Source organism: Enterobacter sp. FB, assembly GCF_000805795.1.
GTDB lineage: Bacteria > Pseudomonadota > Gammaproteobacteria > Enterobacterales > Enterobacteriaceae > Enterobacter > Enterobacter roggenkampii.
On sequence record NZ_JSZC01000006.1, the window covers coordinates 140,360 to 159,506 of the forward strand.

Below are 19,147 nucleotides of genomic sequence, written 5' to 3' on the forward strand. Positions count from 1 at the left end.
ACGAAACAATGAAACAACACGAAACGGCAGATAATTCTCAAGGCCAGCTTTATATTGTACCTACTCCTATCGGGAATTTGTCTGATATTACCCAACGTGCGCTCACCGTACTGCAAGCTGTTGATTTAATTGCTGCTGAAGATACCCGCCATACCGGCCTGCTGCTGCAACATTTCGCGATTAACGCCCGTTTGTTTGCGCTGCACGATCACAATGAGCAACAAAAATCCGAAACGCTGGTGGCGAAGCTGAAAGAGGGGCAGAACATTGCCCTGGTCTCCGATGCCGGTACGCCGCTGATCAACGATCCGGGCTATCACCTGGTGCGTACCTGTCGCGAAGCCGGTATTCGCGTTGTGCCCCTGCCGGGCCCGTGTGCCGCGATTGCGGCGTTAAGCGCCGCAGGTCTGCCGTCTGACCGTTTCTGCTATGAAGGCTTTCTGCCTGCTAAATCCAAAGGCCGCCGCGACGTCTTAAAAGAGCTGGAAGCGGAACCGCGCACCCTGATTTTCTACGAATCCACGCACCGCCTGCTGGAGAGCCTGGAAGATATGGTGACCGTCTGGGGGGAAGGCCGCTACGTGGTGCTGGCGCGCGAGCTGACCAAAACCTGGGAAACCATCCACGGTGCGCCGGTGGGCGAGCTGCTGGCGTGGGTGAAGGAAGACGAAAACCGCCGCAAGGGTGAAATGGTGCTGATCGTCGAAGGGCACAAGGCGGAAGAAGACGCCCTTCCTGCCGACGCGCTGCGCACGCTGGCGCTGCTGCAGTCGGAACTGCCGCTGAAGAAAGCCGCTGCGCTGGCGGCAGAAATTCACGGCGTGAAGAAAAATGCGTTGTATAAGTATGCGCTGGAGCAGCAGGGGGAGTAAGGCATCCCCTGCCGGTTTTTGCCGGGTGGCGGCTACGCCTTATCCGACCTACGGATCGTTATGTGTCTTTTAGCTAGCAGGTATCGCCTCAACCTGGAAGGTTTGCGGCGTGTCCGACGGGTTACCTAAATGCGGGATAGATGTGGGACGGAAAATCACGTCACCGGTGCCGGGTTAAACACCGCCAGCTGATTATGCAATCCCCATTGGTCCGAGAAGGTTTTCTTTCGCCCGCTGGCGACATCCAGAATGAAGTGGAACAGCTTCCAGCCCACGTCCTCAATGCTCTCTTCTCCTGTGGCGATGGTGCCCGCGTTGATATCCATTAAGTCATACCAGCGGTTTGCCAGTTCGGTGCGGGTCGCCATCTTGATCACCGGCACCGCCATCAGGCCGTACGGCGTGCCGCGCCCGGTGGTAAAGACCTGTACCGTAATGCCGGATGCCACCTGCTGCGTGCCGCACACAAAATCGCTGGCTGGCGTTGCGGCGTAGATAAGGCCGCGTTTCGTCGGGCGCTGGCCCGGAGAGAGCACTTCTGCAATGGCGCTCTGCCCGGATTTGGCAATAGAGCCGAGGGCTTTTTCCACCACGTTTGCCAGGCCGCCTTTCTTGTTGCCCGGAGACGGGTTGGCGCTGCGGTCGGTTTTGCCCATATCGAGATAGTTATCGTACCAGGCCATCTCCTCAAGCAGTCGCTTGCCGACCTCTTTATTAACGGCGCGCGGCGTCAGCAGATGGATGGCGTCACGCACTTCAGTCACCTCGGAGAACATCACCGTGGCGCCGCAGCGAACAAGCAGATCGGACGCATAGCCCACCGCCGGGTTGGCCGTCACGCCGGAGAAGGCATCGCTGCCGCCGCACTGGGTTCCGACCACCAGCTCCGACGCCGGGCACGTTTCGCGCTGGCGGCGGTTGAGCTTGTCCAGATGGCGTTCTGCTACCTGCAAAATATCGTCGACCATTGAGCGGAAACCGACGTGGCGTTCGTCCTGCAGGCGCACGATACTGGCCTCGTCTGTCGGAATGGCTTTGACATCTTCCGTGCCTTGCAGCAGGCGCTCGGGCTGGAGCTTTTCACATCCCAGGCCAATGACCATCACCTCGCCGCCAAAGTTGGGGTTCAGAGCGATATTGTGGATGGTGCGGATAGGCACCACCGCAGCGGGCGCGTTAATCGCCACGCCGCAGCCGTAGAGGTGGTTCAGTCCCACCACGCCGTCGACGTTCGGGTATTTTGGCAGCAGATCGCGTTCGATGATTTTCACCACGTAATCCACGACGCCCGCCACGCAGTGCACGCTGGTGGTAATGCCGAGCAGATTTTTAGTGCCGACGCTGCCGTCCGCATTGCGATAGCCTTCAAAGGTATAGCCTTCCAGCGGGGGAAGCGGTTCCGGCACGCGGGTTGCCAGCGGAAGCGTGTTCAGCGGCGGCGCTTCTGGCAGCGCCACCAGCGACTCCTCCACCCAGCTTCCCTGCGGTATCGAACGAACGGCATAGCCGATGACTTCACCGTAACGCACAATTTCGCTTTCAGCAGGGATATCCACCAGGGCGACTTTGTGTCCCTGCGGAACATGCTCAGTCAGTTCCAGCCCGTCCGGGAAGCGGGTTCCTGCTTTTAAGCCATTGTCGTTGACGATAATCGCCACGTTATCGGCGTCGTGCACTTTTATATAAAACGCCGTCGGCGGTGCCTGTCGAATTTCAATGTCGGCCATTGGTCAGTATTCTCCAGCAAAATTCTGATAATAGGTTCAGCCATTTTTCTGATGGTAGAAATAAATACGCGGCTTTCAGAAATAAAGCATGTCAGCAGATTCAATATCAAAATGTGATCCCGATCGCTCGCGAGCCCGTAATCCTTGATTCTGTGCATTAGCGCCCAGTGCTTTGTGCATATGCAAAAATTTTTATCAAAAAATAGCGTAATACCTGAGCATTAAAACAATGTGCGGTCGTGGATTGCATCTTATACTGAATGACGATTTTATTACGCCAGAATATGTCCGAATAATAAATATCATGCTGGCGCGGTGTCTGAATAAATAAAAAGATGCTGAAAAAGGCTGCGGAATTAAAAAGGTAAATACGATGAATAACGCTATCTTCCCGAATAAATTTAAAGCGGCTCTCGCGGCGCACCAGATTCAGATTGGCTGCTGGTCCGCGCTGGCAAACCCTATCAGCACCGAAGTGCTGGGCCTGGCCGGTTTCGACTGGCTGGTGCTGGACGGCGAACATGCGCCAAACGATATCAGCACGTTTATTCCGCAACTGATGGCGCTGAAAGGCAGCAACAGCGCCCCGGTGGTGCGTGTCCCCACCAACGAACCGGTGATTATTAAGCGTCTGCTGGATATCGGCTTCTACAACTTCCTGATCCCGTTTGTGGAGACGGAAGAGCAAGCGGCGCTGGCCGTGGCGTCAACGCGCTATCCTCCCGAAGGGATCCGCGGCGTTTCCGTTTCGCACCGCGCCAATATGTTTGGCACCGTCCCGGACTATTTCGCGCAGTCCAACAGCAACATCACCATTCTGGTTCAGATCGAGAGCCAGCAGGGCGTCGATAACGTCGACGCGATTGCCGCCACAAGCGGCGTGGACGGGATCTTCGTCGGCCCAAGCGATCTGGCTGCGGCCTTTGGCCATCTGGGTAACGCCAGCCACCCTGACGTGCAGCGCGCGATCCAGCACATCTTTGCCCGCGCCAAAGCACACGGCAAGCCGTGCGGCATTCTGGCGCCGGTTGAGGCTGACGCCCGCCGCTACCTGGAGTGGGGGGCCACGTTTGTTGCTGTCGGCAGCGACCTCGGCGTTTTCCGCTCGGCTACGCAGAAATTAGCGGACGCTTTTAAAAAATAACCATCATTGAGGAAACAGATTATGACGCTGAAAGTGGGTTTTATTGGCCTGGGGATCATGGGTAAACCAATGAGTAAGAACCTCATCAAAGCAGGTTACTCGCTGGTGGTCTCCGATCATAATCCACAGGCCGTGGCTGAGGTGATAGCGGCTGGCGCAGAAGCAGCCACCACCGCGAAAGCCATTGCCGAGCAGTGCGATGTCATCATCACCATGCTGCCAAACTCCCCGCACGTCAAAGAAGTCGCGCTGGGTGAAAACGGCATTATCGACGGCGCGAAACCGGGCCTGGTGCTGATCGATATGAGCTCTATCGCACCGCTCGCGAGCCGTGAAATCAGCGAGGCGTTGAAGGCGAAGGGCGTCGATATGCTGGATGCACCGGTCAGCGGCGGCGAGCCGAAAGCCATCGACGGCACGCTGTCGGTCATGGTCGGCGGCGATAAAGCTATTTTCGATAAATTTTACGACCTGATGAAAGCCATGGCGGGCTCCGTGGTACACACCGGGGAGATCGGGGCGGGTAACGTGACCAAGCTGGCAAACCAGGTGATTGTGGCACTCAACATTGCCGCCATGTCTGAAGCGCTGACGCTGGCAACCAAAGCGGGCGTCAATCCAGACCTGGTCTACCAGGCTATTCGCGGTGGTCTGGCAGGCAGTACGGTGCTGGATGCCAAAGCGCCCATGGTCATGGATCGCAATTTCAAACCCGGTTTCCGCATCGACCTGCATATTAAAGATCTGGCGAACGCGCTGGACACTTCCCACGGCGTGGGCGCACAGCTGCCGCTGACCGCGGCGGTCATGGAGATGATGCAGGCATTGCGTGCCGATGGCCTGGGCACGGCCGATCACAGCGCAATTGCATGCTACTACGAAAAACTGGCGAAGGTGGAAGTGGCGCGTTAATCACGGCTTACCCACAGCCGAGGGTGACAGCGGCGCGCAAACCCTCTATACTGCGCGCCGAAGCTGACCAGACAGTCGCCGCTTCGTCGTCGTCCCTTTCGGGGGAGACGGGCGGAGGGGAGGAAAGTCCGGGCTCCATAGGGCAGGGTGCCAGGTAACGCCTGGGGGGGAAACCCACGACCAGTGCAACAGAGAGCAAACCGCCGATGGCCCGCGCAAGCGGGATCAGGTAAGGGTGAAAGGGTGCGGTAAGAGCGCACCGCGCGGCTGGTAACAGTCCGTGGCACGGTAAACTCCACCCGGAGCAAGGCCAAATAGGGGTTCACATGGTACGGCCCGTACTGAACCCGGGTAGGCTGCTTGAGCCAGTGAGCGATTGCTGGCCTAGATGAATGACTGTCCACGACAGAACCCGGCTTATCGGTCAGCTTCAACTTCTTCTAAAACCATTCGTTGGTGTGTCTCAGGCTTTCTAAGGCAAAACTGTGACACAGACTGTGATACAAACGAGGCACACCAACGGCTGTTCCATCCCGACTATCCTGAAACCTTGCAACCGCTACAGCCTTCATTTCCGTCTGCCTTCAGTTTATATGTATGTCTCTGGATTGCGATTCATATTTATTTACTGACAATATTGGCTCTACAGACCCCCCTGGCTCACTACAATTGACCTGCTCCCCGTTGATTAGTACACCCCGATGTTAGTAATGTCTTCATAAGCCACATGAGGACATCCCCATGAAGAAGCGTTTTTCCGACGAACAGATCATCAGTATTCTCCGCGAAGCCGAAGCTGGGGTACCCGCCCGTGAACTCTGCCGCAAGCATGCCATTTCCGATGCCACGTTTTACACCTGGCGTAAGAAGTATGGCGGTATGGAGGTGCCTGAAGTTAAGCGCCTGAAGTCGCTTGAGGAAGAGAACACCAGACTCAAGAAGCTGCTTGCCGAAGCCATGCTGGATAAAGAGGCGCTTCAGGTGGCTCTTGGGCGAAAGTACTGACGACAGACCAGAAGCGGGAAGCCGTGATGTTGATGTGTGATGCGACCGGTCTGTCGCAACGTCGTGCCTGCAGGCTTACAGGTTTATCCCTGTCGACCTGCCGCTATGAGGCTCACCGTCCGGCTGCTGATGCGCATTTATCAGGGCGCATCACTGAGCTGGCACTGGAGCGCAGGCGTTTTGGCTACCGTCGTATTTGGCAGTTGCTGCGCCGTGAAGGGCTTCATGTTAATCATAAGCGCGTGTACCGGCTTTATCACCTCAGTGGCCTGGGCGTAAAACGCAGAAGACGTCGTAAAGGGCTGGCAACAGAACGTCTGCCGCTGCTCCGTCCGGCGGCGCCCAATCTGACCTGGTCGATGGATTTCGTCATGGACGCACTTTCCACCGGTCGCAGGATCAAGTGTCTTACCTGCGTCGATGATTTCACAAAGGAATGCCTGACGGTCACTGTTGCCTTTGGGATTTCAGGCGTTCAGGTCACGCGTATTCTGGACAGCATTGCACTGTTTCGAGGCTATCCGGCGACGATAAGAACTGACCAGGGGCCGGAGTTCACTTGCCGTGCACTGGATCAATGGGCCTTTGAGCATGGTGTTGAGTTGCGCTTAATCCAGCCGGGCAAGCCAACGCAGAACGGATTTATTGAGAGCTTTAACGGACGATTTCGCGATGAATGTTTGAATGAGCACTGGTTCAGCGATATCGTTCATGCCAGGAAAATTATTAATGACTGGCGGCAGGATTATAACGAATGCCGCCCGCACTCCACGCTGAATTATCAGACACCGTCTGAATTTGCAGCGGGCTGGAGAAAGGGTCATTCTGAGAATGAAGATTCCGACGTTACTAACTGAGTGTTGTATCTAATCGTGGGGGCAGGTCACAATGTATGAGAAAAATAAATAAAACGTTAATAAATACAGTTTGTCCCTAATTAATTTCTGAAAATGAAGGGGGGCTATTGCTATAGAATGATAAGAACGCTTAACTCAATGCCTAATTTTCTCATCGGTATTCGGTTGAGCATGGACAGAAAAAACAAACTAAAAAAACTAATCCAATATCATAAAAATATACTTAAAAATCACCGATATCAGCCTGGTTTAGCTGGTGCAGATCTGAGGTTTATGGATCTCAGGGGGCTCTATTTACGCAATATTAATTTATCGGGATGCGATATTTCGTTTTGTGATCTTCGAGGAGCCGATTTCTCCTGTGCCAACCTTGCAGGCGCTAATCTTAGCTACTGTAAAACGGAAGGTACAATTTTTAGTCACGCTGATTGTACTTGCGTGGATTTTACTGGAAGTGATATCCATGATGTCGGGTTATTGACGGAACATGAACAAAATGAAAGTGACACGCCACTATCCCGACCACTCATCTCCATCTATATGCCAACCTGGAACCGCCAGGCATTGACGATCAGAGCCATACAATCGGTACTGAATCAAGACTATGTGAACTGGGAACTCATTATCATTGACGATTTCTCATCGTCATTTGACCAACTCTTGACGTATATCTCCGAGCTGAATGACCCACGCATTACCTATATTCGCAATGAATTTAACTCTGGCGCTTGTGCAGTCCGAAATCAGGCTATAAGAATGGCCCGTGGTGACCTTATTACGGGTCTGGATGATGATGATGAATGGCTGCCGACACGCCTGTCCTCTTTTCTTACCTGGCAACATAAACTTCAGTTGCACAGTTTTTTGTACGCAAATGATTATCTCTGTGACGGTACCGGATATCATCATCCTGATGAATTACAGGTGTATCCGAAACCGGCTTATAAAAAAAGCCTGTTTGATAAACGGAATATTATAGGCAACCAAATGCTGACCTTAACCAGTAGAATGCAGCAGATCCTGTTCGACGACGCCTTGCCGGCTGCTCAGGATTATGATGCTTTTTATCGGCTTGCAGAAACTTTTGGTGAACCTTTCAAACTGGATGACATCACACAGGTGCTTTATGTCAATCACGGCGAAGCCCGCATTACCTGCTCAGGACGAAAGTTTTCAGGTTATCTACGTTTTTACCGGAAACACAAAGCCAAATTAGACGTATCGAGTAAAAAATATCAGCTCTTCACTCTGTACTACATTCGCAACAAAAAGATGCGCCCGCAAACCCTGATGAAACTGATGACGCTACGCAATCTGAAACGCTATCTGATGATGTATACCCGCTTCCGGACCAAAAAGTTCTGATGCCTACAAACGACAAGAGTCGTTGTGGTGTCTGGAAATAGTAGGTTAATACGGCAATCATTGTGACGAGGGGCTGGATAAGTCGCCGGGAATTACCCCGGCGGACAACCACGACGAACGGGTAAGCGCAGCGCCATCCGGCACCACACAAACGACATCAATTCTCATATTTGCGACATTAAGCACATTTCACTGTTTTTCACTCGCCGGTTCTGCCTCGGCATCTGCAGACGATCGCCATCACAAAATTTAAATCTAAAAAAACGGCGATCTGTAGTATTGATAATTTGTTATGATTGTTAGCTTAATGTTCGTAAATCTTTTCTCGTTTGATATGCGCTTATTGAAATCAAATACATTTCCTCCGTGAATATGTGACGTATTCCACTCTTTTCCTGAAATTTGAAAATTTATGTCGTAAAAAATGGCTTAAATGAAAGTATGTTTCAAACAAATGACGGTTATTTATTAGCCTTTAATTGCCTGAAATATCGTCTTTATTGATTTTTTAAGAACGGTGAAATAAATCCGGGTTATCGCCATAAAATAAATTTATTAGCGCTATTTTTGTTGATCAATATCAGCGTTGTAGCGTATTTAATTACCTTCAATGCATTGATTTATAAGGTTTTTAATGGGTTTTTTAAAACGTGAGTTAAGGGTTGCTCAAAGCAAATTGTGAGTAACAGCACATACCCCCTGAAACATTATTGAGTAGAATTCACCCCGTCATAGGGAAATAAGCGCAGAATATTATGAACACTATTATTCTACCGAAAACACAGCACCTCGTGGTATTTCAGGAAGTCATTAAAAGTGGCTCCATAGGTTCTGCTGCAAGACAACTGGGCCTGACGCAACCCGCCGTCAGCAAAATCATCAGCGATATCGAATCTTACTTCGGTGTGGAAGTGATGGTACGTAAAAATACGGGCGTAAAACTGACGGCTGCAGGCCAGGTTCTGCTCTCGTACTCCGAGTCGATCACCCGTGAAATGAAAAACATGGTGAGCGAAATCAACAGTCTCAGTTTTAGCACCGTTATGGATGTCTCCTTTGGCTATCCGTCGCTGATTGGTTTTACCTTCCTGTCTGAGATGATCAAAAAATTCAAGGAAGTGTTCCCGAAAGCGCGCGTCTCAATGTATGAAGCTCAGCTCTCCTCCTTCCTCCCGGCCATTCGCGATGGTCGTCTGGATTTCGCTATCGGCACGCTGAGCGATGAAATGCTGCTTCAGGATCTGCACGTCGAACCGCTGTTTGAGTCTGAGTTTGTGCTGGTCGCCAGCAAAACGCGAACGTGCACCGGCCCGACGACACTGGCATCGCTTACGCACGAGCAGTGGGTGATGCCGCAAACCGATATGGGCTACTACAAAGAACTTCTGACCACTCTGCAAGACAACCACATCAGCATCGAAAACATCGTCCAGACCGATTCCGTCGTCACCATTTATAACCTTGTCCTGAATGCCGATTATCTGACGGTGATTCCCCGCGACATGATTGCCCCATTCGGTTCGGATCAATTTATTGTGCTGCCCGTGGAAGACGAATTACCCGTGGCGCGTTATGCTGCCGTGTGGTCTAAAAATTACAGGATTAAAAAATCGGCGTCAGTATTAGTTGAGCTGGCTAAACAATATTCGTCGATGAATATCGAAAGACGACGATGAATAATAAGTTTTAATTTTAAAAATACCCAGAGCTTAACGTATTAACGCTCTGATACCCTGACTTTGCCTGAAAAGAATGAATTATTATAACGAGGATATTATGCATATTACCTACGATCTCCCGGTAACCATTGAAGATATTCAGGACGCCAGAAAACGACTGGCAGGCAAGATATATAAAACCGGTATGCCGCGCTCGAATTATCTCAGCGAACGGTGTAAGGGCGAAATATTCCTTAAATTTGAGAACATGCAGCGTACCGGTTCGTTCAAAATTCGCGGCGCGTTTAATAAATTAAGCTCGCTGACCGATGCTGAAAAGCGCAAAGGCGTGGTCGCCTGCTCTGCGGGAAACCACGCGCAGGGAGTGTCGCTCTCCTGCGCCATGCTCGGCATCGACGGTAAAGTGGTGATGCCGATGGGCGCACCAAAATCTAAAGTGGCCGCAACCCGCGACTACTCGGCAGAAGTGGTGCTCCACGGTGAGAACTTCAACGACACCATCGCTAAAGTGAGCGAAATCGTCGAGATGGAAGGGCGCATTTTTATCCCGCCTTACGATGACGCCAAAGTGATCGCCGGGCAGGGCACCATCGGTCTGGAAATTCTCGAAGATTTATACGACGTGGATAACGTCATTGTCCCTATCGGCGGCGGCGGATTAATTGCCGGGATTGCAACGGCGATTAAATCCATCAATCCGACCATTAATATTATCGGCGTACAGTCTGAAAACGTACACGGAATGGCAGCCTCCTGGCAGGCAGGAGAAATAACCAACCATCGCGTTACCGGCACGTTAGCCGACGGCTGCGACGTCTCTCGTCCGGGTAAATTAACCTTCGAAATCGTTCGTGAACTGGTCGATGACATTGTACTGGTGAGCGAAGACGATATTCGCAACAGCATGATTGCCCTTATTCAGCGAAATAAAGTGGTGACGGAAGGCGCCGGCGCGCTGGCCTGTGCCGCGTTATTAAGCGGCAAGCTTGACCACTATATTCAGGGCCGCAAAACCGTTTGCATTATTTCCGGCGGCAATATCGATCTCTCCCGTGTTTCCCAAATTACCGGCTTCGTTGACGCATAAAGGTGACCTATGAGCAACACAGAAAGCATTATCGTTGGCCAGACAAAAACGTCCTCCTGGCGTAAGTCTGATACCACCTGGACGCTTGGCCTGTTTGGTACCGCCATTGGCGCAGGCGTGCTGTTCTTCCCCATTCGCGCAGGCTTTGGGGGCTTAATCCCTATCCTGCTGATGCTGGTTCTCGCGTTCCCGATAGCGTTTTACTGCCACCGCGCGCTGGCGCGCCTCTGCCTGTCCGGCAGCAACGTCTCCGGCAACATCACCGAAACGGTGGAAGAGCATTTCGGTAAAACCGGTGGGGTGGTGATCACGTTCCTCTACTTCTTTGCCATTTGCCCGCTGCTGTGGATTTACGGCGTCACTATTACTAACACCTTCATGACCTTCTGGGAAAACCAGCTCCAGCTGCCTGCGCTAAACCGCGGCGTGGTGGCGCTGTTCCTGCTGCTGCTGATGGCTTTTGTTATCTGGTTTGGTAAAGACCTGATGGTGAAGGTGATGAGCTTCCTGGTGTTCCCGTTTATTGCCAGTCTGGTACTGATTTCCCTGTCGCTGATCCCTTACTGGAACTCCGCGGTGATCGACCAGGTCAACCTGAGCGATATCGCCTTCACCGGCCATGACGGCATTCTGGTTACGGTGTGGCTGGGGATCTCCATCATGGTCTTCTCCTTCAACTTCTCGCCTATCGTCTCCTCGTTTGTGGTCTCCAAGCGCGAAGAGTACGAGCCGGAGTTCGGTAAAGAATTCACCGAGCAGAAATGTTCCAAAATCATCGGTCGCGCCAGCATGCTGATGGTCGCCGTGGTGATGTTCTTCGCCTTTAGCTGCCTGTTTACGCTCTCTCCGCAGAACATGGCGGACGCCAAAGCGCAGAACATTCCGGTGCTCTCTTACCTGGCGAACCACTTTGCCTCCATGTCCGGCACTAAATCGACGTTCGCGACGGTACTGGAATATGGCGCTTCCATTATTGCCCTGGTCGCTATCTTCAAATCTTTCTTCGGTCATTACCTGGGCACGCTGGAAGGGCTGAATGGCCTGATCCTCAAGTTCGGCTACAAAGGCGATAAGAAGAAGGTCTCTGTCGGCAAACTGAACACCATCAGCATGGTGTTCATCATGGGCTCCACCTGGGTTGTCGCGTACGCCAACCCGAACATTCTCGACCTTATCGAAGCCATGGGCGCGCCAATCATCGCCTCTCTGCTGTGCCTGCTGCCGATGTACGCCATCCGCAAAGCACCGGCCATGGCGAAATATAAGGGCAAACCCGAGAACATCTTCGTCACGGTTGTGGGCCTGCTGACCATTCTGAATATCGTTTACAAACTGTTCTAAACCATTGCTCAGGAAGAGCGGAGTCACATGATGATTGAGTTTCCGGTTGTACTGGTAATTAACTGCGGTTCGTCCTCTGTTAAGTTTTCGGTGCTCGATGCCAGCAGCTGCGACGCCCTGATGACGGGCATTGCAGACGGCATCAACACGGATAAAGCCTTTATTTCCGTGAACGGGGGTGAGCCAGCCAGACTGGCTCACCAGGACTACGAAGGGGCGCTGGCTGCCATCGCCCTGGAGCTGGAGAAGCGTGACCTGATGAGCAGCGTGGCCTTAATTGGCCACCGCATTGCGCACGGTGGTGACCTCTTCAGCGAGTCGACCCTGATTACGGAAGAGGTGATTGAGCAGATCCGCCAGGTCTCCCCGCTGGCGCCGCTGCATAACTACGCCAACCTGAGCGGCGTGGAAGCCGCAGAGCGCCTGTTTCCGGGCGTGCAGCAGGTCGCGGTATTTGATACCAGCTTCCACCAGACGCTGCCGCCGCAGGCGTACCTGTACGGTTTGCCGTACCGCTATTTTGAAGCGCTGGGCGTGCGCCGCTACGGCTTCCACGGCACCTCTCACCGCTACGTGGCCGCGCAGGCGCATTCGCTCCTCGGGCTGTCCCCCGATGACAGCGGCCTGGTGGTTGCCCACCTCGGCAACGGAGCGTCCATCTGCGCGGTGCGCAACGGCCAAAGCGTGGATACCTCGATGGGGATGACCCCCCTGGAAGGACTGATGATGGGCACGCGCTGCGGCGATGTGGATTTTGGCGCGATGGCGTGGATTGCCCAGCAGACCGGCCAGTCGTTTGAGGATCTTGAGCGCGTGGTCAACAAAGAGTCCGGGTTGCTGGGGATCTCCGGCATCTCTTCAGACCTACGGGCGCTGGAGAAAGCCTGGCACGCTGGCAATGAGCGGGCGCAGCTGGCTATCCAGACCTTCGTTCACCGTATAGCGCGACATATCGCCGGGCATGCGGCGTCGCTGCACCGCCTCGATGGGGTGGTCTTTACCGGCGGCATCGGCGAAAACTCAACGCTTGTCCGCGCGCTGGTGGCGGAACATCTGAACGTGTTCGGCATCCGCCTCGACGACGCCAAAAATGCCCTGCCGGGCAGCGCGGGTGAGCGCGTCATCTCCACTGATACCTCCCGCGTGATCTGCGCGGTGATCCCTACCAACGAAGAAAAAATGATCGCGCTGGACGCCCTCCGTCTTGGGAAGGTTACCCCGGCTGCGGCTTACGCCTGATAAAGCGAGAATCTGATGAAAGTAACAATCGAAACGGGCGTCGCGCCCTACAGCGACGCATGGGCCGGGTTTCGCGGTGAAGAATGGAAAAACGCCGTCAACGTCCGCGATTTTATTCAGCATAACTACACCCCTTATGAAGGCGATGAAGCTTTCCTCGCGCAGGCGACGCCAGCAACGACGGCGCTGTGGCAGAAGGTGATGGTCGGCATTCGTCAGGAGAATGCCACCCACGCCCCGGTGGATTTTGACACCAACATTGCCACCACCATTACGGCCCACGGGCCGGGCTACATCGACCAGGATCTGGAGACGATCGTCGGCCTGCAAACCGACAAGCCGCTCAAGCGCGCCCTGCATCCGTACGGCGGGATCAACATGATCCGCAGCTCGTTCGAAGCCTATGGCCGGGAGATGGATCCGCAGTTTGAATACCTGTTTACCGACCTGCGCAAAACCCACAACCAGGGCGTGTTTGACGTCTATTCGCCAGAGATGATGCGCTGCCGCAAATCCGGCGTGCTGACCGGTCTGCCGGACGGCTACGGGCGCGGGCGCATTATCGGTGATTACCGCCGCGTGGCGCTCTACGGTATCCGCTATCTGGTGCGCGAGCGTGAGCTTCAGTTCGCCGATCTGCAGGGCCGGCTGGAGCGCGGCGAAGATCTGGAGGCGACGATCCGCCTGCGCGAAGAGCTGGCGGAGCATAAGCGCGCGCTGCTGCAGATCCAGCAGATGGCGGCGAACTATGGCTTTGATATCTCACGCCCGGCGATGAACGCCCAGGAAGCGGTGCAGTGGCTCTATTTCGCCTACCTGGCAGCGGTAAAATCCCAGAACGGCGGAGCCATGTCGCTGGGGCGCACGGCCTCGTTCCTCGATATCTACATCGAACGCGACATGCAGGCGGGGCGGCTGAACGAGGTGCAGGCGCAGGAGCTGATCGACCACTTCATCATGAAGATCCGCATGGTGCGCTTCCTGCGCACGCCGGAATTCGACACGCTCTTCTCCGGCGATCCGATCTGGGCCACGGAAGTGATCGGCGGCATGGGGCTGGACGGCCGCACGCTGGTGACCAAAAACAGCTTCCGCTATCTGCACACCCTGCACACCATGGGGCCCGCGCCGGAGCCGAACCTGACGATCCTCTGGTCTGAACAGCTGCCGATCGCGTTCAAGAAATACGCCGCGCAGGTGTCGATCGTCACCTCCTCGCTGCAATACGAGAACGACGATCTGATGCGCGCCGACTTCAACAGCGACGACTACGCCATTGCCTGCTGCGTCAGCCCGATGGTGATCGGCAAGCAGATGCAGTTCTTCGGCGCACGCGCCAACCTGGCGAAAACGCTGCTGTATGCAATCAACGGCGGGGTGGACGAGAAGCTGAAGATCCAGGTGGGGCCGAAAACCGATCCGCTGCTGGATGAGGTACTGGATTACGACACCGTAATGGCGAGCCTCGATCACTTCATGGACTGGCTGGCGGTGCAGTACATCAGCGCCCTGAATCTCATTCACTATATGCATGATAAGTACAGCTACGAAGCCTCGCTGATGGCGCTTCACGACCGGGACGTTTACCGCACCATGGCCTGCGGCATTGCCGGGTTGTCGGTAGCGGCGGATTCCCTGTCCGCCATTAAATACGCCACGGTGAAGCCGGTGCGCGACCATACCGGTCTGGCGGTCGATTTCGTGATAGAAGGGGATTATCCGCAGTACGGCAACAACGATGACCGCGTGGACAGCATCGCCTGCGACCTGGTGGAACGCTTTATGAAGAAAATTCAGGCGCTGCCAACCTACCGCAACGCGGTGCCGACTCAGTCGATCCTGACCATCACCTCCAACGTGGTTTACGGGCAGAAGACCGGGAACACGCCGGACGGACGACGCGGCGGCACGCCGTTTGCCCCAGGCGCGAACCCCATGCACGGCCGCGACAGAAAAGGGGCGGTGGCCTCGTTAACGTCGGTCGCCAAGCTGCCGTTCACCTATGCCAAAGACGGGATCTCTTACACCTTCTCCATCGTGCCGCAGGCGCTGGGCAAAGACGAGCAGGTGCGCAAAACCAACCTGGTAGGGCTGCTGGACGGGTACTTCCATCACGAAGCGTCTATTGAGGGTGGGCAGCACCTGAACGTTAACGTGATGAACCGGGAGATGCTCCTCGATGCCATTGCGCATCCGGAGAATTACCCGAACCTGACGATCCGCGTTTCGGGCTATGCGGTGCGCTTTAATGCGCTGACACGCGAGCAGCAGCAGGATGTGATTTCGCGAACGTTTACCCAATCTATCTAAATGTGAGTTCTCATGCCCCCTCAACGCAGGGGGCATTTTTTTGCCCGCTAAACATACAAAATTGTTTATATAATTACTCACACATATTCATCCGCTCTTGAAAAACAATACTCCTGCTTTTTCCTATAACAGCATGTAAGGACTGTAAGATGATGAAAATGACCCGCATTGCGTTGGCTGCTGCTTCACTGGTGGTGTGCAGTTTTACGGCGCAGGCCGCGAACGTTGAGGCTGCCCCGTCACCGTCCCAGGATCCTCTGGTACAGCACCTGAAGCTCAGCAATGAGCAGGTGAAAAAGATTGAAGATCTGCATAAGCAGCTGGAACAAAATGTCAGCAAGATCCCGATGACGGGCGTGAAGGACGGTGCGCTGATCGACATGTTCCAGGCGGGCAAATGGGACGAAAGCACGGTGAAAAGCCAGCTTAGTGCATTCAGCAAAATTGAAGAGCAGACCCGCTATTACCGCGTGAAATATTACTTCGACGTCAGTCAGGTATTGACGCCGGAACAGCGCAAACAGATTAGAACGGATATGGCTAACGCGCTGGCTGAGTAAGCAGGAATCAATCATTTAAACTGAAACCTCACAGAATCGCTTTAATTAGATTCTGTGAGGAATGATCCTGACTTTCATGCTGATACACGTTCATTCCAGGCATCAGAGAATTGAATGTTCCCGTCGCAATAGGTCCAGGTCGCTTTTTCGTAGCGCAATTGAATAGATTCAAGGTGGCCAGTACCAGGACAGTGACGAGTATCGTTAACAATTGGGGAGATAGAGACAACTTTCACACAGTCCAGCTCAGTTTTAAAATATTCTACCTCCAAACCTGCGTCATTAATTCGGTAATATCTAATCTCAACTTTCTTAAGGTTTTGTCCTGTCGCTACCGCCTTATAAAGATAGGGAGATGAGCTATCAATTTCCTTCTCGAAAAGAAAAGGAGCGTGTTTCCTCGTTCCGGTTAATCTTCCGGAGAGTGGGTCGGTTGGAATACTCAAATTATGGGTTAAACCTCTAATTTCAATACTCCCTTCACGATCCTGAACATCACATGAACCTTTAATGAGTGAACCAGCGTCGTCATAGAACCAAATGTGAACAGGTACGGCCATTATAAATACTCCTTCAAAATATCATTCGTGTATCCATTTACCTGCTTTAACCGCGTCGGCAAACATTCTTACCGTCAATGGTTTTGATATTTGCTCAACCGGTTCTTTAGTAAACCATTTCCTGAAAAACCAGGTTTGAGTCCAGGGGAAATAATTTTCTGTGTTAACTTCGATAAGGTACTCTTTTTCGAATCTCTCAATCGCATATACGATATCATCCAGGTCGGTGTAATCCTGTAGAACATCATCCATCTCAAGTGGGATTCGCTTACCGGTAAATGTTCCTTGTTCTGGTAAATTGTCCCTGAAGAATTTTAAAACATCAGCTTCACTGTTCATCTTCACCAAATCCGGTCTTTTGGGTGAGCAATCGTATTATATCTTGAAAGCGTTTTGTAACTTATCATTGCAACATCTGCAGCAAGTATGGTTATCCCTAGAGCAGGTATCCAACGGCCAATGAACGCACCTAAGTTTTTGGTATACATTGGTTTTCGGTATTTAAAGCTTGCAAGTGTAATTGTAGGTAGTCGATGTGGTAGCTGTACATTCAGTAGATCTCGCAGGTATTTAGATGCTACAGATGTGCCGATTGTAGCCGTTTCTGGCTTTGTTCTGGTTTCAAGTATCGGTAAACCAAGAATCATAGTGGCCATCATTATGACATCCTTTAATCCGCCGAACTGTTCATCGGTGGCATCCAGAAAAATCCAAAAAAATAACTCAGATGCTGAGATGTTGCATACACCTTTATAAAAGTAGGTTCCATTGAGCTCTTCAACGCTGTCCATAGTATAACCGTAATCATCAGGTGGTTTGTTGAAATATCATCCTATAAAAAAGTAATGGCTGAGAGGAGGTGATCCATCTTTATAAATTCTGAAATATTATCGTTTTAATGATGATATGATTTTTTTTGAACTGCATCACTTTTAGAAAATACTATCTGTTTTTTATGGTTTAATAGAATTTTTTACTCTCAATGCAGAAAAGACACATAAAAATTGTGACTTTTTTCTCCCTCGCTCCGGTTAATATTTTCTCACATCAATAACAAGCACCTGCTGCCATCTGAATCGCCATCGCTGGCGATCGGAACCTTATAAAAACAACTGTTTACCCTACAAAATAAGCGAGTGCCCCATGGATACGGCAACAAACAGCAGTGTCATTGTGAATGATTCCCCCGCGGCAAGGCGGGCGGGAATGAGTGAAAGCGAGTGGCGAGAGGCGATCAAATTCGACAGCACCGACACGGGCTGGGTCATCATGAGTATTGGGATGGCTATCGGCGCGGGGATTGTTTTTCTCCCGGTACAAGTCGGATTAATGGGGCTGTGGGTCTTTTTGCTCTCGTCCATTATTGGTTATCCCGCCATGTATTTATTCCAACGGTTGTTTATTAACACGCTGGCAGAATCCCCGGAATGCAAAGACTACCCGAGCGTAATTAGCGGGTATTTGGGTAAGAACTGGGGGATTTTATTAGGTGCGCTCTATTTCGTGATGCTGGTGATCTGGATGTTTGTCTATTCCACGGCCATTACCAACGACAGCGCCTCGTATTTGCACACCTTCGGCGTGACCGACGGTTTGCTCTCGGAAAATCCGTTCTACGGTTTATTCCTGATTTGCATTCTGGTCGCGATTTCTTCACGCGGTGAAAAGCTGCTGTTTAAAGTGTCCAGCCTGATGGTGCTGACCAAATTATTCGTAGTTGCCGCGCTGGGCCTGTCGATGATCGGCCTCTGGCATTTAGCCAACGTGGGCATGCTGCCGCCGATGGGGCTGCTGATTAAAAACGCCATCATTACGCTGCCCTTTACCTTAACCTCCATTCTCTTTATTCAGACCCTGAGCCCGATGGTGATCTCGTATCGTTCACGTGAAAAATCGGTGGAGGTGGCGCGTCATAAGGCGCTACGGGCGATGAACATTGCTTTTGGCGTCCTGTTTGTGACGGTCTTCTTCTATGCCGTCTCTTTCACCCTGGCGATGGGGCACGATGAGGCGGTCAAAGCCTACGAGCAGAATATCTCTGCCCTGGCGATTGCGGCGCAGTTTATCAGCGGCGACGGCGCGGGCTGGGTCAAAATCGTCAGCGTAATCCTCAATATCTTCGCCGTGATGACCGCGTTCTTCGGCGTCTACCTCGGCTTCCGCGAGGCCACGCAGGGTATCGTCATGAACATCCTGCGCCGCAAAATGCCGGCAGAAAGAATCAATGAAAACGCCGTCCAGCGCGGGATTATGCTGTTCGCCATTCTGCTGGCCTGGAGCGCGATAGTCCTGAACGCGCCGGTGTTGAGCTTCACCTCCATCTGTAGCCCCATCTTCGGCATGGTGGGCTGTCTGATCCCGGCATGGCTGGTCTACAAGGTACCGGCGCTGCATAAATATAAAGGCGTATCGCTGGTGATAATCATCATCACCGGACTGCTGCTTTGTGTTTCTCCTTTCCTCGCATTCTCCTGAGGGTCATTAAGGTC

Annotated in this window: 16 protein-coding genes, 1 other RNA gene and 1 pseudogene; 14 read left to right on the forward strand and 4 right to left on the reverse strand. The window is 52.7% G+C overall.

All coding sequences use genetic code 11. From position 1 onward, the window contains the following. Window positions 1-8 precede the first annotated feature (8 nt). Window positions 9-872, forward strand: a complete 864-nt coding sequence (gene rsmI / locus PI91_RS03105) for a 16S rRNA (cytidine(1402)-2'-O)-methyltransferase (protein ID WP_039265417.1) — start codon at window positions 9-11, stop codon at window positions 870-872. A 155-nt stretch (window positions 873-1,027) separates the two neighbouring features. On the opposite strand, the gene garD is transcribed toward rsmI, so the two are convergent. Further along, window positions 1,028-2,599, reverse strand: a complete 1,572-nt coding sequence (garD, locus tag PI91_RS03110; RefSeq protein WP_039265418.1) for a galactarate dehydratase — start codon at window positions 2,597-2,599, stop codon at window positions 1,028-1,030. Between the two features lie 373 nt (window positions 2,600-2,972). On the opposite strand from garD, the gene garL reads away from it, so the two are divergent. The 12 genes and pseudogenes from garL to PI91_RS03165 all read left to right on the forward strand — a co-directional run bounded on the left by garL (window position 2,973) and on the right by PI91_RS03165 (window position 16,098). Beyond that, window positions 2,973-3,743 carry a 2-dehydro-3-deoxyglucarate aldolase gene (gene garL / locus PI91_RS03115; protein WP_023294648.1) on the forward strand — a complete coding sequence of 257 codons (771 nt, stop codon included), beginning with the start codon at window positions 2,973-2,975 and terminating at the stop codon, window positions 3,741-3,743. 21 nt (window positions 3,744-3,764) lie between these two features. After that, window positions 3,765-4,655, forward strand: coding sequence for a 2-hydroxy-3-oxopropionate reductase (garR, locus tag PI91_RS03120; protein WP_008501502.1), 891 nt, complete (start codon window positions 3,765-3,767; stop codon window positions 4,653-4,655). 59 nt (window positions 4,656-4,714) lie between these two features. Next, window positions 4,715-5,091, forward strand: an RNA gene (gene rnpB, locus PI91_RS24135) — RNase P RNA component class A. A 305-nt stretch (window positions 5,092-5,396) separates the two neighbouring features. Further along, window positions 5,397-6,517 (forward strand): IS3-like element ISSen4 family transposase gene (locus PI91_RS03130; RefSeq protein WP_085950818.1). Its coding sequence is split into 2 segments (ribosomal slippage): window positions 5,397-5,655 and window positions 5,655-6,517, totalling 1,122 coding nucleotides; the frame shifts between segments, so codons are not numbered across the junction. A gap of 171 nt (window positions 6,518-6,688) precedes the next feature. Beyond that, window positions 6,689-6,970: pseudogene (locus PI91_RS26545) on the forward strand (pentapeptide repeat-containing protein); the annotation flags it as partial. 24 nt (window positions 6,971-6,994) lie between these two features. Then, window positions 6,995-7,882 (forward strand): colanic acid biosynthesis glycosyltransferase WcaA, encoded by an 888-nt coding sequence (gene wcaA, locus PI91_RS25280; protein ID WP_255355274.1) that lies wholly within the window; start codon window positions 6,995-6,997, stop codon window positions 7,880-7,882. A 755-nt stretch (window positions 7,883-8,637) separates the two neighbouring features. After that, window positions 8,638-9,558, forward strand: a complete 921-nt coding sequence (gene tdcA, locus PI91_RS03140) for a transcriptional regulator TdcA (protein WP_008501504.1) — start codon at window positions 8,638-8,640, stop codon at window positions 9,556-9,558. Window positions 9,559-9,658: 100 nt separating this feature from the next. Beyond that, on the forward strand, window positions 9,659-10,648 hold the full coding sequence (gene tdcB, locus PI91_RS03145) for a bifunctional threonine ammonia-lyase/L-serine ammonia-lyase TdcB (protein ID WP_023326154.1): 990 nt from the start codon (window positions 9,659-9,661) through the stop codon (window positions 10,646-10,648). Between the two features lie 9 nt (window positions 10,649-10,657). Continuing rightward, entirely contained in the window at window positions 10,658-11,989 is a 1,332-nt protein-coding gene (gene tdcC / locus PI91_RS03150) for a threonine/serine transporter TdcC (protein WP_008501506.1), read from the forward strand. A 30-nt stretch (window positions 11,990-12,019) separates the two neighbouring features. Further along, window positions 12,020-13,228: a propionate kinase gene (gene tdcD / locus PI91_RS03155; protein WP_039265596.1), complete on the forward strand. Its 1,209-nt coding sequence runs from the start codon at window positions 12,020-12,022 to the stop codon at window positions 13,226-13,228. Window positions 13,229-13,243: 15 nt separating this feature from the next. After that, window positions 13,244-15,538 carry a formate C-acetyltransferase gene (gene pflB / locus PI91_RS03160; RefSeq protein WP_039265419.1) on the forward strand — a complete coding sequence of 765 codons (2,295 nt, stop codon included), beginning with the start codon at window positions 13,244-13,246 and terminating at the stop codon, window positions 15,536-15,538. A gap of 149 nt (window positions 15,539-15,687) precedes the next feature. Further along, window positions 15,688-16,098 carry a Spy/CpxP family protein refolding chaperone gene (locus PI91_RS03165; protein WP_021242374.1) on the forward strand — a complete coding sequence of 137 codons (411 nt, stop codon included), beginning with the start codon at window positions 15,688-15,690 and terminating at the stop codon, window positions 16,096-16,098. Window positions 16,099-16,172: 74 nt separating this feature from the next. Here PI91_RS03165 and PI91_RS03170 read toward each other — a convergent pair whose 3' ends face one another. From PI91_RS03170 to PI91_RS03180, 3 genes are read right to left on the reverse strand one after another with little or no spacing between them, the layout of a single operon-like run. Further along, window positions 16,173-16,658, reverse strand: a complete 486-nt coding sequence (locus tag PI91_RS03170; protein ID WP_023294641.1) for a type VI secretion system tube protein TssD — start codon at window positions 16,656-16,658, stop codon at window positions 16,173-16,175. A 21-nt stretch (window positions 16,659-16,679) separates the two neighbouring features. Beyond that, window positions 16,680-16,997, reverse strand: coding sequence for a DUF1493 family protein (locus tag PI91_RS03175; RefSeq protein WP_039265420.1), 318 nt, complete (start codon window positions 16,995-16,997; stop codon window positions 16,680-16,682). Between the two features lie 2 nt (window positions 16,998-16,999). After that, entirely contained in the window at window positions 17,000-17,449 is a 450-nt protein-coding gene (locus tag PI91_RS03180; RefSeq protein WP_032653558.1) for an STM2901 family protein, read from the reverse strand. Between the two features lie 352 nt (window positions 17,450-17,801). Between PI91_RS03180 and PI91_RS03185 the strand changes: the two genes are divergently transcribed. Further along, entirely contained in the window at window positions 17,802-19,133 is a 1,332-nt protein-coding gene (locus tag PI91_RS03185) for an amino acid permease (RefSeq protein WP_039265421.1), read from the forward strand. Window positions 19,134-19,147: the final 14 nt, after the last annotated feature.